This is a genomic window from Ectothiorhodosinus mongolicus (genome assembly GCF_022406875.1).
Taxonomy (GTDB): Bacteria; Pseudomonadota; Gammaproteobacteria; order Ectothiorhodospirales; family Ectothiorhodospiraceae; genus Ectothiorhodospira; species Ectothiorhodospira mongolica.
The window spans coordinates 458,543-473,986 of record NZ_CP023018.1 but is presented as its reverse complement, the minus strand read 5'-3'; the positions used below and the strand labels follow the sequence as shown (position 1 = coordinate 473,986).

Here is a 15,444-nt window from a genome sequence, read left to right as displayed (position 1 = left end):
CCGTGACGACTTACATTCTGCGTCGCTTGTTATTGATGATTCCCACTTTGCTGGGCATCACGTTAGTGGTTTTCGTGGTGATGGCGGCTGCCCCCGGAGGCATCAGCGCGCAATCATTAGTGGATGGCATGAATTTAGAGCCTCAGGCCAAACAGGCCATGGAGGACTATTACAACCGCATGTATGGTTTGGATCAGCCGCCGCCGGTCCAATATCTGCGCTGGTTGAATAATATCTCGCCTGTCGGTTTTGTCTTTGATGAAGAGGGCGCCTTGGCGGGGTTTTCCTTGTTTAAAGGTTCTGAGCTGGGCACCAGTTTTCGCTATGGACGACCGGTGGGCGATCTCATTGCGGAACGCCTGCCCATCACCCTGCTGTTGAATATTCTTTCCATTCCCATCATCTATGTGATCGCCATTGCTGTGGGTGTGCGCGCCGCGACCCATCGCGGCAGCCGTTTTGATACGGGCTCTGGGGTGCTGCTGCTGGGCCTATGGTCGGTGCCCACCATGTTGGCGGGCGTGCTGCTGATTGGTTTTTTTGCCTCTGAGCAGTTTTGGCGTTGGTTTCCAACCGGCGGCATCAGTCGTCGCGAGGCTTTGGATATGCCGTTTTTGCCGCATTGGAGTTCGTTGGGAGACTTGGGTTTGTTGTTTCTGCTCACCGGTCTGGGCACGATTTTGTTGGTCTGGTTAGTGCGGCGTAGCGGGTCGATCTTGTGGATAGCGACTATGGGGTTGCTGGGCGCCGCCATCGGGATTGGACTGGCGATGTCTTTAATGAGCGGTGATTTTGTGCGGGGGTTCTTATTGGATCGACTTTGGCACTTGGTATTGCCCGTGATTTGTTTGGCCTATGGGGGCTTTGCCTTTCTCGCCAAATTGACGCGCTCAGCGGTGTTGGAAAATCTCTTGTCCGATTATGCACGCACCGCTAGGGCCAAGGGGGTGGCTGAGCGTGATGTCTTGTGGCGACATGTATTTCGCAATTCTCTGCTGCCTTTGATTACGGTATCGGCGACTTTGTTGCCCAGCCTTTTGGCCGGTTCCGTGATTGTTGAGACGATTTTTTCGATTGATGGTATGGGCAAGCTCGCGGTTGAATCGGTACAAACCCGAGATCGCGAACTGGTGTTGTCGATTACTTTGATCAGTGGGCTATTGACCTTGGCCGGTTATTTACTGGCAGATCTTTGTTATGCCATCGCCGATCCGCGAGTGAGCTATGACTGAGGCGCAGCGCAGTTATACCGCACAGGTAGTGCGCGAAGTCTTGCTGCGCTGGGGAGCGCGCATTGGTTTGGCATGGATTTTGGTGTTGGTGTTCGTTGCCGTCTTCGCGCCGTTTTTGGCCAGCAGTTATCCCTTATTAGTGAGTGAAGGGGGGCAGTGGTCCAGTCCGGTATTACGTTATCTGAGCGCCGCCGATGTGACGCTGATGCTGACGTTCTTTGCGGCATTGTTGCTGTGGCGCTTGCAGCGCGCCTTTTGGCAGAAATTTCTTTTGTTATTGCTGATTGCGGCGGTAGGTGGAACGATTAGCTGGGCAACGGTTAAGCCGCCACAGCTGGTCATTTATGAGCAATACCGTGAAGCTCAAGCCCAGGGTCAATATGACTGGGTGATACACGCCCCCATACCCTATTCACCCAAGGATTATTTGCGGGATTTTGGTGACACTGGTCTGCAAGCGCCTTTGGCTGGGGACAGCCGTCGGCATTGGCTGGGGACGGAGGAAAATGGCGCTGATGTGCTCTCGCGTATGATTCACGCCTCGCGCATCGCTTTGGGGATCGGCTTTATTGCCACGGGTATTGCTCTGGGCATCGGTATCGTCATCGGCGGTCTGATGGGGTATTTCTCCGGCATCGTCGACATGATTGGCATGCGTATTGTCGAAATCTTTGAAGCCATACCCACCTTATTTTTATTGTTAACCTTCGTTGCCTTTTTCGGGCGCAGTCTTTACATGATGATGATTATCATCGGCATCACCTCCTGGTCGGGGTATGCGCGTTACGTGCGCGCTGAGTTTTTGAAGCTGCGCGAGCAGGAATATGTGCAGGCGGCTATTGCCTGTGGTCTGCCGCTGCGCTCAGTGCTGTTTCGCCACATGTTGCCCAATGGGGTGGCGCCGATACTGGTGGCGGCTAGCTTTGGTGTTGCCTCAGCGATTTTGGCAGAGGCAACCTTGAGCTTCTTGGGTCTGGGCTTGATTGATGATCCCTCCTGGGGGCAGATGCTGAATCAAGCCGTGCAATCGTCTTCCTTTAATTGGTGGATGGCGGCATTCCCCGGTGGGGCCATTTTCTTGACCGTATTTGCCTATAACTTGGTGGGCGAATCGCTGCGCGATGCCCTTGATCCTTATTTGAAGAAAAAAGCATGAGCGCGCTGCTTGAGGTGCAAAAATTATCCACCGAGCTGCGTGCGGGGCAGCACCAAATCCGCGCCGTTGATCAGGTGAGTTTCAGTATCGATCGCGGCGAGACTTTTTGCTTGGTCGGTGAATCCGGCAGTGGCAAGTCTGTCACCGCTTTGTCCATTATCCAGCTTTTGCCCAAGGACATCAGTTCCCACCCCAGTGGTCAGGTGTTGTTTCAGTATCGTCATCGAGATCAACGCATTGAGACGCTGGATATGCTCAGTGCTGCCGAGTCTGTGCGTCGCCAGATACGCGGCATGCGCATCAGTATGATTTTTCAGGAGCCCATGACCTCGCTGAATCCTGTACTCAGCGTCGGTGAGCAGATTACTGAGGCGCTGAGGCTACATCGCCCTGACCTGGGGGAGTCGGCAGCCCGCGAGCGCGCTATTGAAGTGCTGACTCAAGTACAAATGCCCAGACCGCGAGACATCGCCGGGGAATTTCCCCATCGCCTGTCGGGCGGGCAGCGCCAACGCGTGATGATCGCTATGGCTATGGTCTGTGAGCCTGATTTGTTGATTGCTGATGAGCCGACTACCGCTTTGGATGTCACCATTCAGGCCGAAATTCTGCGCTTGATGCGTGAGCTGCAAGCCAAAAATGGCATGGCGATTTTATTCATCACCCATGATTTTGGTGTGGTGGCGCAGATGGGGCATCGCCTCGGCGTGATGCGTCAGGGGCAGCTCGTGGAAAGCGGCACGGTGCGCGATGTTCTGGATCGACCGCAGCATGAGTACACGCGGCAATTGATTGCCGCCTTACCCGAGAATTTGCCGCGCATGGCGGTTCGCCAGGCACCCAGCAGCGCCCCCAGCTTGGTTGAGGTCAAAGACCTGCAGGTGCACTTCCCGATCCGTAAAGGCCTGATGCGGCGAGTCGTCGATCATGTGCGCGCGGTCGATGGGGTGAGTTTTGCCATTCCCCGCGGACAAGTTTTGGCAGTGGTCGGTGAGTCGGGTTGCGGTAAGACCACGCTGGGACGTGCCATGATTCGTCTGATTGAGCCCACAGCCGGCGAGATTCGTTTTGATGGGGAGGATATTACTCGCTTACCTCGGGCCAAAATGCAGGCCTATCGCCGACGCATGCAGGTCATCTTCCAAGACCCGATGTCCTCACTGAACCCGAGACTGACGGTGGCAGCGACGTTGACGGAACCCATGGCCGTGCATGGCATTGGCAGCGATAAGGCGGAGCGCCTGGCAATGGCAGCGCGGGTCTTGCAGCAAGTGCAAATGCCTGAGGATGCTTTGTGGCGTTATCCCCATGAATTCTCTGGTGGTCAACGCCAACGCATCGGTATCGCCCGAGCTTTGGTCTTGGATCCTGAGTTTATTGTCTGTGACGAGGTCACCAGCGCCCTAGATGTATCGGTTCAAGCCCAAGTGCTACAAATTCTCGCCGACCTCGCCCAAAAAAGGGGTCTGACCCTATTATTTATTACCCACAATATGGGCGTGGTGGAGTATTTGGCTGATACGCTGGTGGTGATGTATCAGGGGCGGGTGGTGGAGATGGGCGCTGCACGCGAGGTCTGTCGCAATCCCCAGGACGCTTATACGCAGAAGCTGCTGGCGGCCATCCCGCGTATCACCGGAAGTTAGCGCCCCTGAGCTACTACGTCGACGTAAAGCACCAGACGTTGCCCGGGACGCAGGATGCTATCGCTGCGCAGATTATTCCACCGCGTCAAATCAGCCACGGTCACACCATGCCGGCGTGCAAGATTCCAGAGGTTATCTCCCGTACGCACTACGTGCGTAATGCGATTGGCGGGGATATTCAGCGGCCGATTAGCGCTCGCCACCCGAGCTGCCATAGCGGGGTCTGACTGGGAGGGGATCAATAAATATCTTCCGGCACGAATGCGGTCTCCCGATAGCCCATTGATGCGCCGCAAATCCGCCACACTGATTTGGTATTGCCGGGAAATGCCGCCCAGAGTATCGCCCTGTTGGATGTGATGGCGTTGCCAGGAAACCCGCGCGTTGGGATCCAGTTCTGTGAGTGCCTGTGAGAATTGATTGGCATGCTCAATCGGCAGCAACAGGCGATGCGGTCCATCCGGTGGCGTGGCCCAGCGGTTGAAGCCCGGATTGAGCTGATGCAGCTGATCCATTTCCAATCCCGCTAATTCAGCAGCGACTGCCAATTCCAGCTGAAAATCTAGCTCTACAACGGTGATTTGGGGGCTGTTGCTGACCGGTGCCAATTCGATGCCATAGTACTCTGGCTGGGTCATAACAATTTTGAGCGCCAGCAGCTTGGGCACGTAGTGGCGAGTTTCTCGGGGTAGGTCGAGGTGCCAGTAGTCAGTCGTTAGGCCGCGCTCAGCATTGCGGGTGATGGCCCGATGAACTGTTCCTTGTCCGGCATTGTAGGCTGCCAGTGCCAGCAGCCAGTCGTTATCAAAACGCGCATGCAATTGCTGCAGGTAGTCTAAAGCGGCTTGAGTGGAGGCATAAACATCGCGCCGGCCGTCGTACCACCAGGTTTGATGCAGTCCGAAATGTCGGCCTGTGGAGGGGATGAATTGCCAAAGCCCGGCGGCACGGCCGTGGGAATAAGCAAATGGCTGATAAGCACTTTCAACGATGGGCAAGAGAAGCAGTTCGCTGGGCATGTTGCGCTGTTCCAGCGCATCAAGGATGAAATACAAGAAGGGTTCACCACGCTCAGTGACGCGATGCAGATAGCTTGGGTTTTCCCGATGCCACTGCACGTATTGTTGCACCAGCGCATTGTCTGCTGCCGCCGGCAAATCCATGCCGCGGCGCAAGCGATCCCAAAGATCGACGGGTTCGCTGTGCACCGCCGTGGCGGGTGGTATTTCTCGGGTGCTTGTGCGGCGGGTCTCAGCCCGGTGATCGGGCGCGGCAGGCGCTAAGTGTTGATCGGGGTAGGCGGCTTTTTGCGCAGTTGTCGAGCATCCCATCAGCCATTGACTGGCGATTATTGCAAGGATGATACTGCCAATCATTTTCTTCATGCCCATGGGCACGGTAGGATAGCGATCAACGCTCTGGCACTCAAGTCACGGGAGAGACATGCTGCCACCCCATTTCCAGTTTTCCGGCCCCATGCCTAAGCCAGCGCTGCGCGCGCAGCCGGATTTACCCGCCTGGTATGCCAGCCCAGAGGGTCAGGCCTTACGTCAGGCATTGCAGGCCCAAGTGGATCGCTTGGTACCAGATTTGTTTGGCTGCTGTGCCTTACAGGCTGGCTTTGTCCCAACCCAAGACGACTGGCTGCGTGAAAGTCGTATCCAGCATCGTTTTATCCTCGGCACATCAGGTGACCTTCAAGGGCATTGCAGTGCCTTACCGGTGCAGGCCGACAGCCTCGACTTGCTGCTACTGGCGCACAGCCTTGATGAATCTGAAGATCCGCACCAAGTGCTGCGCGAGGCAGAGCGCGTGCTGCGCGTCGAAGGTCATTTGCTCGTCATCGGCTTCAACCCGCTGAGCCTGCTGGGTTTGCGCGCAGTCGCCCCCGGATTGAAAAACCGTTTGCCAGAAATCCTGCCTGGTTTGGGCAGCCACAAGCTGCAGCAGGCGCTGATGCCGTTGGGGTTTGAGGTCATACATAAAGCTCAGGCGGGCTGGGCACCTGGATCGGGTTGGCGGAGTGTGACGCCACGATTGCAGGGCTTAAGTGGACGGCATCTGCCTTTGTTGGGCGGCGCCTATGCACTTTTGGCGAAAAAACGCGTCTCTACCCTGACCCCAGTGCATGGGCAGCGCACTTGGCGTTTGCGTTCCCCTCGTCTCGGTCGCGGTGTCGCCAGACCGATTTGTCGGCGCGGCGAGCATGACTGAGGCAGTAGAGATATTCACCGATGGGGGATGTCGCGGTAATCCCGGCGTTGGTGGTTGGGGCGCGGTGCTGCGCTATCGGGGCAAGGAAAAAGAATTGCAGGGTGCCGAGGCCGAAACCACCAATAATCGTATGGAGCTGCTGGCGGCGATTGCCGCACTGGATGCCTTGACCCGGTCTTGTGTCGTGCAACTCACCACAGACTCTCAGTACGTCAAAAAGGGCATTACGGAATGGTTGCCACAGTGGAAAAGACGTGACTGGCGTAATGCTGCAGGCAAGCCGGTTAAAAATCAGGATCTCTGGCAACGTCTTGATGAGGCAGCGCAGCGCCATGAGGTCCACTGGCATTGGGTCAAGGGCCATGCCGGCCATCCAGAGAATGAACGTGCCGATGAGTTGGCCAATGCCGCTATGGATGCACTGACTGCCCAGGGGCAAACCGCATGAGTTTGGATTTAGATAGTCCGCAAAGACAGGTCATTTTGGACACGGAAACGACGGGGCTGGATCCCGCAGATGGGCATCGCATCATCGAAATTGGCTGTGTCGAATTGGTGCGGCGGCGTCCCACTGGTCGACATTATCATCAGTACCTACAGCCGGATCGCCTGATCGATCCGGGTGCGGAAGAGGTGCATGGCATCAGTAATGCTTTCTTGGCCGACAAGCCGCGATTCAGCGAGGTCTGCGGGGACTTTCTTGAATTTGTGCGGGATGCGGAGCTGATTATTCACAATGCGCCGTTCGATGTCGGTTTTATCAATCACGAGCTGACTCTGCTCAGCCAGCCTGCGGGACTGCTGGGGGACTACTGCGTCATCACTGATTCTTTGGTGATGGCCAGAAAATTGCACCCGGGGCAGCGTAATAGCTTGGATGCCCTATGTAAGCGCTATCAAGTGGATAATTCTGGGCGGGATCTGCATGGCGCCTTGCTCGATGCGCGTATTTTGGCCGATGTCTATCTAGCGATGACAGGCGGTCAAAAAAGTCTGACCTTGGAGGCTGAGGTGACTGCGGCGAGTCCTGTCGCCAACGAGGCCACACTCAGACTGCCTGCCGATAGGCCGCGCTTGCGGGTGATTAGGGCCTGTGAGGATGAGCAGGCGGCGCATAGCCAAATGCTGGAGCGCTTGGGGGTGAAGAGCGCGTGGTGATTGCTACTCAATGGCTTTTGAGCACACGTTCCTTCTCGCGCTGCCAGTCTCTTTCTTTTTCTGTAGCGCGTTTGTCATGGGCTTTTTTGCCTTTAGCCAGACCGATCTCGAGTTTGGCACGGCCGCGTTTCCAGTACATGGCCAAAGGCACCAGGGTATAACCCCGTCTTTCTACTTGGCCGATGAGTTTGGCCAACTCGGCACTATGCAGCAATAGTTTGCGGGTGCGCACCGGATCCGGGTGGATATGGGTTGAGGCCGTGGGTAAGGGGCTGATATGAGCACCGAATAAAAAAGCTTCGGCATTTCTAATGAGCACATAGCTTTCCGTGAGCTGCACACGCCCCGCGCGCAGACTTTTCACTTCCCAGCCTTCAAGCACCAGCCCCGCCTCGAAGCGATCTTCAATAAAGTATTCGTGGCGCGCCTTTTTATTCAGGGCAATGGTGCTGCTGGACGCGCTTTTGGAAGATTTTTTGCTCATGGGTCGCGATTATAAACTGGCTGGCGCTTGGGCGTTGAGCGATCGCCGTAAAATACCGCACAATGGTGTCCCAAAAGGAGGAGGGGATGAGCAGCCAAAACTTGATACACGGCGAATGGTCTTCAAAGCTGGTTTTTATTCTGGCCGCAACGGGTTCGGCTGTTGGCTTGGGGAATATCTGGCGCTTTCCTTACATCGCTGGTGAAAATGGCGGCGGCGCCTTCGTCCTCATTTATCTTGCCTGCATCCTCTTGATTGGCCTTCCGATTATGATGGCCGAGGTGATGCTGGGTCGACGCGGTCGACGCAGTCCCATCAATACGATGCTAGTGCTCGCGCGCGCCGAAGGACTGAGCCGTTATTGGGGTTTGTTGGGGTGGCTGGGCATGTTGGCGGGTTTTCTCATCCTGTCCTTTTATAGCGTAATTGCTGGCTGGGCTTTGGCTTACATACTCCACGCCGGCACCAATAGTTTTTCAGGGTTAGATGCTGGCGGGGTGCAACGGTTGTTCAGTGACCTTCTCGCTGATCCGTATCGATTGCTGTTCTGGCACACCCTATTTATGGCTCTCAATATTTGGGTGGTGTCGCGGGGCGTGCGTTCCGGCTTGGAACAGGCTGTGCGTTTTTTGATGCCCGGTTTGCTGTTGTTGTTGCTGGTTTTGGTGGCTTACGCCATCAGTTCTGGCCATTTTGGTGATGGCTTCCGATTTCTATTCCGTCCCGATTTTAGCCAAGTGACGGGCGACACCATATTGATGGCGATGGGGCAGTCATTTTTCACCTTGAGCCTCGGTATGGGCGCCATCATGATTTATGGCTCTTACTTGAATCGTCAGGCCTCGATCGCTAAGACCTCGGCAATGGTGGTGACCGCAGATACTCTGGTTGCGATTTTGGCAGGCCTGGCTATTTTTCCGATCGTTTTTGCCAGCGGTTTGGCAGCGGGTCAGGGTCCGGGGCTGATTTTTGTGACCCTGCCTTTGGCTTTTGCGCAAATGCCGGCTGGTGTCTTGTTTGGCACATTATTTTTTATTCTCTTGGGGATGGCCGCTTGGACCTCTTCTATTTCCCTGATGGAGCCGGCCACTGCCTACCTGGTGGAGAATCGCAAACTCAGCAGACCCATGGCAGCTTTTGCCGTCGGGGGGGTTGGTTGGTTGTTGGGGGTGGGTACAGTACTGTCCTTTAACCTCTGGTCTTCGCCAATCGGCTTGACGCTGTCCTTGCCCGGTGGGTCGGTGTTTATTGGCGGCACTATTTTTGACATGCTGGATTACCTGACATCCAATATCATGCTGCCGCTTGGCGGGCTGTTTATCGCCTTATTTGTGGGCTGGCGCATGAGCCTTCAGTCGGTTCAAGATGAGCTGGGATTGAAGTCGGTTTGGATCTTTAAGGCGTGGTACCATGTGCTGCGTTTTGCCGCACCAGTGGGTATTTTTCTGGTGTTTCTCAAGGCAGTGAATCTGATCTAGGACTCCCCATGCCGACCGTCAATCGTCAGGCATTCGTGCCGTATTCCCCGCAAGAGATGTACGCGCTGGTCAATGATGTGCGTGCTTACCCTCAGTTCCTGCCCGGTTGTCGCTCCTCGGCGGTGCTTGCAGAAAACGAGGATGAAGTGACGGCCTCGATTGAGCTGGCCAAGGGAGCGGTACATAAGTCGTTCACAACCCGTAATCGACTACAAACGAATAAGATGATTGAAATGCGTCTGGTGGATGGCCCTTTCCGACATTTGGAGGGCTTTTGGCGTTTTGATGCCATGGGAGATAAAGCCACGCGTGTCTCTTTGGACCTAGAGTTTGAGTTTTCTAACCGCTTGATGGGCACGGTGATTGGGCCGATCTTTAATCAGGTGGCCAATTCGCTGGTGGACTCTTTCGTGAAGCGGGCGCGGCAGGTTTATGGACCGCGCTGAGGCCAGCGAGCTTTTGAATGTGGAAGTGGCGTACGCACGACCTGATGTGCAGCTTGTTCTTCCTTTGACCGTTTCTGTTGGAACCACAGCGGCCCAGGCCATTGAATTATCGGGGATACTGGAGCGCTGTCCCGAAATCGATCTCAGTCAACAGAAAATTGGGATTTTCGGCAAGCTAGTCTCGCCAGATACCGCTTTGCGGACTCGTGATCGAGTGGAAATCTACCGCGGCTTGATTGCGGATCCCAAAGCGGCGCGCAAACAACGCGCCGCCAAAAAACAGGCGGAAGCAGATGCTCAAGGTGAAGCGACTGAAGGTTCCAGCGAGGCCGAAGCCCCGACAGAGTGATTCACCGGTCTATGTGCGTGAGGATGTCGCCCTCAAAATACACTGTCAGCCGCTGCTGAGTGGCCGCTTGGTCACCCGCTTTTATGTAGTAGACGTAATCCCAGCGGCGCTCACCCTGGAAAGGATCGCGATGCACCGGCTCACCCAGTAGGAACCGCACTTGACGGCGGGTCATACCTTCGCGCAGCTGCTCAACCTGGGCATTGTCTATCTTATTGCCTTGCTGAACATCGACTTTATGCACCGACAGCAAGCCGGATCCACAGCCCTGCAGAAGCAGTGCGATCAAGGTAAAATAAACGAAGTATCTTGGCATGAAGTTGTCCACTTAGATCAATGGCTAGGGGTGTTTGCTTTGACAACCATCCCACAAGCCGGGATATTACATCAATTGAGGTGCAAAACCTGCACGGAGTAGTTGGATATGGACGCGAAAACCCTGAAAAAAGCGGGGCTCAAAGTCACGGCGCCAAGGCTTAAGGTGATGGAGATCCTTGAGCAAGCCGAAGATCATCACCTGAGTGCGGAAACCATCTACCGGCGTTTGCTCGAAGCGGATGAAGAGATTGGCTTGGCAACGGTATACCGAGTGCTCACCCAGTTTGAACAGGTGGGTCTGGTCAATCGTCGGCATTTTGAGGGCACGCAGGCAGTATTTGAGTTGGAGCGTGGTGGCCATCACGATCATATTGTGTGCGTGAAATGCGGTCATGTCGAAGAGTTTGCCGATCCGATGATCGAGCAGCGCCAGCGTGACATCGCCGGCCAAATGGGTTTTGATATCAAGCAGCGGGCACTGACCATCTATGGTGATTGCAGTCAGGAATCTTGCCCGCACGACGAGCAGAATAAGTAAGTTTCATTACCCGCTGGATGCTCGCTTCAGCATATCCTCAGCATGGGCCAAACTTTGCGGGGTGATCTCTACACCTCCTAGCATGCGGGCCAATTCCTGAATTCGTTGTTCACTCGCCAGCTTCGCGATGTTGGTGCGGGTGCTGTCGCTGGCTTTTTGTTTGTGCACGCAAAGATGATGATGCGCTTGCGCCGCCACCTGCGGCAGATGGGTGACGCACAAAACTTGTCGATGTTGCGCTAGCTGACGCAGTTGTTGGCCAACCACTTCGGCTACGGCGCCACCAATGCCCACGTCCACTTCGTCGAAAATTAGGCTGGCGATCGGCAGGGCATGGGCAGCGATCATTTGAATGGCCAAACTGATCCTGGATAGTTCACCACCTGAGGCCACTTTGCTCAGTGGCTGCAAGGGTTGTCCCGGGTTGGCGCTGACCTGAAATTCGATCCGATCCATCCCCTGGGCACTGGGTTTGGCTTGATCATCCCAGTGAACTGCACAGGCAAAACGGCCACCGCCCATGCCCAGTTGTTGCATCGCCTCGGTAATGGCTAGACTCAGGCTGGACGAGGTTTTTTGGCGAATGTTTGATAGCTTTTGAGCAGCCTGCATGTATGCCTCAAGCGCACTGTCGACGCTGACACGCAAGCCATCCAAATCATCCATATCTTTTTCTAAGCCCTGCAGTTCTTGTTCAAGCTGTTGATGCAGGATGGGCAATTGCTCCGCTGATACCTGATGTTTTTTCGCCAGGCTCAGCCATTCGGCCATGCGGGAATCTACTTGTTTTAAGCGCTCGGGATCTAAATCGAGCGTCTCGCCATAGCGTCGTAAAAGGGTGGCGGCTTCGCGAATCTGGATGTGTGCCGCGCCGAGCAACTCCATCGGCTCGCCCAGGCTTGAGTCCAAATCGATTACTTGTTCCAGCTCAGCGATGAACCGAGCCAATACACTGTCGACGCTGAGGTCTTGTTCATAAAGTCCTTCAAGAGCGGCGCGCGCTGTTGCCAGCAGGCGCTCAGCATGGGCCAAGCGTCCCTGTTCCTGCTCCAGTTGTGGCCATTCATCGACATTAGGCTGCAGTCGCGCCAGTTCGTTGGCCTGAAATTGCAAGAGTTCCCGGCGTGCGCTCAAGGCTTGGTGGTCAGCCACCAGAGTATCTAAGCGTGCTTTTTTTTCCTGCCACTGCGCAAAGCAGCGAGCAACCGTCTCCAGCAGTGGGGCATGCTCCCCGGATTGGTCTAACAGGCTGCGCTGCACGCTGCGATGCATCAATGACTGATGCGCATTTTGGCCATGGATATCGACCAGTCTCTCACCCAGGGCTTTGAGATTTTGTAATGTCGCCGAGCTACCATTAATCCAGGCGCGACTTTTGCCGTCGGCTTGAATGACGCGCCTGAGTAAGCATTCTTCATGATCCAAACCCTGTTCAGTCAGCCAATCGCGCGCCTCAGGCTCGCCGGAGAGCTCTAGTCGGACGCTGATCTCGGCTCGCTCAGCGCCATGGCGCACCACGCTGCTGTCCGCGCGATCTCCCAATACCAGGCCTAATGCATCCACCAAAATCGATTTTCCCGCACCGGTTTCACCGGTCAGCGCCGTCATGCCGTCATGTAGATCCAATGACAGCTCATCGATAATGGCGAAATCGCGAATATGGATGTGCGTTAGCATGCTGCCGGTTGTTCGCCCCAGCCCAGTTTGGCTCTTAAGATCTGTAAATAATCATAGCCCTGCGGATGAATCAGGCGCAGCTTGCCTTGCTTTTGGGTGATCACGACCCGGTCTTGCGGCTCGAGATCCAAGTTATTTTGTCCGTCTAAAGCGATTTGAGCGCGCGAGCGGCTATGTTCATTCACCGCCAATTCGATGCGACTATTACCCGGGACGACCAACGGTCGATTGTTTAGGCCATGCGGACAAATCGGCACCAAAACCATGGCATCTAGACAGGGTGCGAGAATCGGTCCGCTACAGGAAAGTGCATAAGCTGTCGATCCAGTTGGGGTGGCCACCACCAGACCATCGGCGCGTTGCGTATTAATGAAAAGCCCGTCGACCCAGGTATCAAATTCCAGCATGCGCACCACATCGCGGATATGCAGAACGACATCATTGAGCGCGTCACCGGCAGCCAGTTGCTCGCCTTCACGGTAAACTTCAGCTTGCAGTAGGCTACGTTCATCAACCACATAGGCGCCAGCGAGAATGGCATCGAGTTGCTCCAGCATGGTGTCCGGAGAGACGTCGACCAAAAATCCGAGCCGCCCCGCATTGACGCCCAGCAGCGGCACACCGGCATCCACCATACTGCGCGCCGCACTCAAAAACGTGCCATCTCCCCCGACCACAATAGCCAGGTCTGCTGATTTTGCTATCTCTTTGCGTGTGACGACTTCAGTGACCAAGGCTTTATCCAAAGCGGGTTGAACAGACTCATCCAGCAGTAGCTGACAGCCTTGTTGCTGCAGATGCGCCAGCAATCCAGACAGAATCTCGCGCAGGCGGGGCTCGGCCGTTTTGGCAATGACACCGATTTGATTGAATTTTGGCTGCATAGGGCGATTATGGTTTAAAGCGGTTCTAAAAGCGAAGGGGGTATGCGGGCTTTCTTGACACCCAAAGGGCAGGGAGTAACATGCTTTGGCAGACCCCATCATGGACTGCCAACAGGAACCATGAAAAGCGTGCGAAACGAACCCAAACAACCCCTGAATGATCGTGCCAAGAGGCTTCTGCGCGCTTTGGTGGAGAGCTATGTGCGCGATGGCCAGCCGGTGGGTTCGCGGACGTTAGCGCGCACCGCTGGTTTGGATTTGAGTCCGGCCTCGATTCGCAATGTGATGGCTGATCTGGAGGATTTGGGCTTGATCAGTGCGCCGCATACCTCGGCAGGCCGCATTCCGACTGCCCAAGGCTATCGACTGTTTGTCGATTCGCTGTTGGAGATTAAGCCGCTAGACAGTGAAGAGGTGCAGCAGCTCAAAGCTCGCCTCAGCCCGGAGATGGATACCAAAACCCTGGTGGAATCGGCATCAGATCTACTCTCTGCCGTGACGCAGATGGCAGGTATGGTGCGCGTTCCCCGTCATGGGCACACGGTGCTTAGCCAGATTGAGTTCCTTAAACTCTCCGGGCATCAAGTGCTAGCGATTTTGGTGATGAATAAAAATGAGGTGCAAAATCGCATTTTGCAGCTGGATCGCGAATACAGTCACGCTGAACTGCAGCAAATGGCCAATTATCTGAATGAACACTTGGTGGGCTTAGACCTGAGTCAGGCGCGCGAGCAAATCCTGCAGGAGATGAAAGCCGTGCGCGAGCACGTCAACACTCTGATGTTGGCGGCCATCAAGCTGGGGGAACAAGCTTTTGCCAGCGAACAAAAGACCGAACAGTTGGTGCTGGCCGGACAAACCCACTTGATGGACTATGTGGAGCTCTCCAGCGTGGATAAGTTGCGCGCCCTGTTTGACGCGTTTAACCAAAAACGCGACATCTTATTGCTGTTGGATAACTGCATTAGCGCCGAAGGCGTACAGATTTTTATTGGCCAGGAGTCCGGGCATGAGGTGCTGGATGACTGCAGTGTCGTTACCGCACCTTACAGCATGGCTGGTGAGGTGGTCGGCGTGTTGGGTGTCATTGGCCCCACCCGCATGGCCTATGAGCGAATTATTCCGGTGGTGGATATCACGGCTAAGCTTTTGGGCGCGGCGCTTAGCGCCCGCGACTAAGCCATTCCTATTTTTTCTGAATAAGCCCTCTTGAAGTTTGGGGATTTGCTCCCATGCTAGTGGGAGAATTCATTTTGGGGATTGATGATTCATGCACAATGACAAACAACATCCGGCGGATGCAGAAATTGAGGGCCTTGCTGCGGAATCAGAAGAGGCAGCGGTAGAAGATGCGCACGGCGAGCTTTTGGTTCGGATTGCCGAGTTGGAAGAAGAATCAGCCCAGCGACTAGATCAGCTACTGCGGGCTCGAGCCGAAATGGAAAACCTGCATCGGCGCATGCAACGTGATGTAGAAAATGCCCACAAGTTCGCCTTGGAAAAATTTGCCGCTGACTTATTGGCGGTGCGCGACAGCTTAGAGATGGGCGTGCAGGCCGCGCGCGAGGCAACCGATGTGGAGTCGATTCGCGAAGGCACGGAGCTCACCCTGAAGATGCTCAGCCAAACTATGAGTCAGTATGGAGTCGAGGCCCTAGATCCCATGGGTGAGCGTTTCGACCCGGATCGTCATCAGGCCATGAGTATGCAAGAAAGCGGCGAATACGAGCCCAATACCGTGATGGCGGTGATGCAAAAAGGCTATCTATTGAATGAGCGTTTATTGCGGCCAGCTATGGTGATGGTCGCCAAGGCTCCCAGCGGTGCTTAAGTGCCCAGCAACCCCCAAGACTTGAAAACACCG

General features: G+C 55.2%; 17 protein-coding genes. 12 read left to right on the top strand and 5 right to left on the bottom strand.

From position 1 onward, the window contains the following. Positions 1 to 2: 2 nt before the first annotated feature. Genes CKX93_RS01850 through CKX93_RS01840 form a run of 3 tightly spaced genes read left to right on the top strand, consistent with a single transcriptional unit; the run spans position 3 to position 4,034 of the window. Positions 3 to 1,232, top strand: a complete 1,230-nt coding sequence (locus CKX93_RS01850; RefSeq protein ID WP_076754723.1) for an ABC transporter permease — start codon at positions 3 to 5, stop codon at positions 1,230 to 1,232. After that, on the top strand, positions 1,225 to 2,388 hold the full coding sequence (locus tag CKX93_RS01845; RefSeq protein WP_076754721.1) for an ABC transporter permease: 1,164 nt from the start codon (positions 1,225 to 1,227) through the stop codon (positions 2,386 to 2,388). Before CKX93_RS01850 ends, CKX93_RS01845 begins: the two co-directional genes overlap by 8 nt. Further along, complete coding sequence (locus CKX93_RS01840; RefSeq protein ID WP_076754719.1) at positions 2,385 to 4,034, top strand: ABC transporter ATP-binding protein; 1,650 nt, start codon at positions 2,385 to 2,387, stop codon at positions 4,032 to 4,034. Before CKX93_RS01845 ends, CKX93_RS01840 begins: the two co-directional genes overlap by 4 nt. On the opposite strand, the gene CKX93_RS01835 is transcribed toward CKX93_RS01840, so the two are convergent. After that, positions 4,031 to 5,419 carry a LysM peptidoglycan-binding domain-containing protein gene (locus CKX93_RS01835; protein ID WP_159435512.1) on the bottom strand — a complete coding sequence of 463 codons (1,389 nt, stop codon included), beginning with the start codon at positions 5,417 to 5,419 and terminating at the stop codon, positions 4,031 to 4,033. The two genes, CKX93_RS01840 and CKX93_RS01835, sit on opposite strands and share 4 nt — an antisense overlap. Before the next feature lie 58 nt (positions 5,420 to 5,477). Here CKX93_RS01835 and CKX93_RS01830 point away from each other — a divergent pair, with 58 nt between their 5' ends. From CKX93_RS01830 to dnaQ, 3 genes are read left to right on the top strand one after another with little or no spacing between them, the layout of a single operon-like run. Further along, on the top strand, positions 5,478 to 6,248 hold the full coding sequence (locus tag CKX93_RS01830) for a methyltransferase domain-containing protein (protein ID WP_084178597.1): 771 nt from the start codon (positions 5,478 to 5,480) through the stop codon (positions 6,246 to 6,248). Continuing rightward, positions 6,241 to 6,696 (top strand): ribonuclease HI, encoded by a 456-nt coding sequence (gene rnhA / locus CKX93_RS01825; protein ID WP_076754715.1) that lies wholly within the window; start codon positions 6,241 to 6,243, stop codon positions 6,694 to 6,696. Before CKX93_RS01830 ends, rnhA begins: the two co-directional genes overlap by 8 nt. Further along, on the top strand, positions 6,693 to 7,406 hold the full coding sequence (dnaQ, locus tag CKX93_RS01820) for a DNA polymerase III subunit epsilon (protein WP_076754712.1): 714 nt from the start codon (positions 6,693 to 6,695) through the stop codon (positions 7,404 to 7,406). Before rnhA ends, dnaQ begins: the two co-directional genes overlap by 4 nt. 7 nt (positions 7,407 to 7,413) lie before the next feature. Here the strand turns inward: dnaQ and smpB are convergent, their stop codons facing one another. Then, on the bottom strand, positions 7,414 to 7,890 hold the full coding sequence (gene smpB, locus CKX93_RS01815) for an SsrA-binding protein SmpB (RefSeq protein WP_076754711.1): 477 nt from the start codon (positions 7,888 to 7,890) through the stop codon (positions 7,414 to 7,416). 86 nt (positions 7,891 to 7,976) lie between these two features. Between smpB and CKX93_RS01810 the strand changes: the two genes are divergently transcribed. Genes CKX93_RS01810 through CKX93_RS01800 form a run of 3 tightly spaced genes read left to right on the top strand, consistent with a single transcriptional unit; the run spans position 7,977 to position 10,163 of the window. Then, positions 7,977 to 9,368 (top strand): sodium-dependent transporter, encoded by a 1,392-nt coding sequence (locus CKX93_RS01810; RefSeq protein WP_076754709.1) that lies wholly within the window; start codon positions 7,977 to 7,979, stop codon positions 9,366 to 9,368. A gap of 8 nt (positions 9,369 to 9,376) precedes the next feature. Beyond that, positions 9,377 to 9,814: a type II toxin-antitoxin system RatA family toxin gene (locus tag CKX93_RS01805; protein ID WP_076754707.1), complete on the top strand. Its 438-nt coding sequence runs from the start codon at positions 9,377 to 9,379 to the stop codon at positions 9,812 to 9,814. Beyond that, positions 9,801 to 10,163, top strand: a complete 363-nt coding sequence (locus CKX93_RS01800) for an RnfH family protein (RefSeq protein ID WP_076754706.1) — start codon at positions 9,801 to 9,803, stop codon at positions 10,161 to 10,163. Before CKX93_RS01805 ends, CKX93_RS01800 begins: the two co-directional genes overlap by 14 nt. Position 10,164: 1 nt before the next feature. On the opposite strand, the gene CKX93_RS01795 is transcribed toward CKX93_RS01800, so the two are convergent. Beyond that, complete coding sequence (locus CKX93_RS01795; RefSeq protein ID WP_076754704.1) at positions 10,165 to 10,479, bottom strand: outer membrane protein assembly factor BamE; 315 nt, start codon at positions 10,477 to 10,479, stop codon at positions 10,165 to 10,167. Between the two features lie 108 nt (positions 10,480 to 10,587). Between CKX93_RS01795 and fur the strand changes: the two genes are divergently transcribed. Next, on the top strand, positions 10,588 to 11,019 hold the full coding sequence (gene fur / locus CKX93_RS01790) for a ferric iron uptake transcriptional regulator (protein WP_076754702.1): 432 nt from the start codon (positions 10,588 to 10,590) through the stop codon (positions 11,017 to 11,019). A gap of 6 nt (positions 11,020 to 11,025) precedes the next feature. Here the strand turns inward: fur and recN are convergent, their stop codons facing one another. Then, complete coding sequence (recN, locus tag CKX93_RS01785; RefSeq protein WP_076754700.1) at positions 11,026 to 12,696, bottom strand: DNA repair protein RecN; 1,671 nt, start codon at positions 12,694 to 12,696, stop codon at positions 11,026 to 11,028. Next, positions 12,690 to 13,580 carry an NAD(+) kinase gene (locus tag CKX93_RS01780; protein WP_076754698.1) on the bottom strand — a complete coding sequence of 297 codons (891 nt, stop codon included), beginning with the start codon at positions 13,578 to 13,580 and terminating at the stop codon, positions 12,690 to 12,692. Before CKX93_RS01780 ends, recN begins: the two co-directional genes overlap by 7 nt. Before the next feature lie 120 nt (positions 13,581 to 13,700). On the opposite strand from CKX93_RS01780, the gene hrcA reads away from it, so the two are divergent. Together hrcA and grpE are read left to right on the top strand one after the other, a co-directional pair. Then, positions 13,701 to 14,759, top strand: a complete 1,059-nt coding sequence (gene hrcA / locus CKX93_RS01775) for a heat-inducible transcriptional repressor HrcA (RefSeq protein ID WP_076754696.1) — start codon at positions 13,701 to 13,703, stop codon at positions 14,757 to 14,759. Between the two features lie 91 nt (positions 14,760 to 14,850). Then, positions 14,851 to 15,411, top strand: coding sequence for a nucleotide exchange factor GrpE (gene grpE / locus CKX93_RS01770; RefSeq protein ID WP_076754694.1), 561 nt, complete (start codon positions 14,851 to 14,853; stop codon positions 15,409 to 15,411). Positions 15,412 to 15,444: the final 33 nt, after the last annotated feature.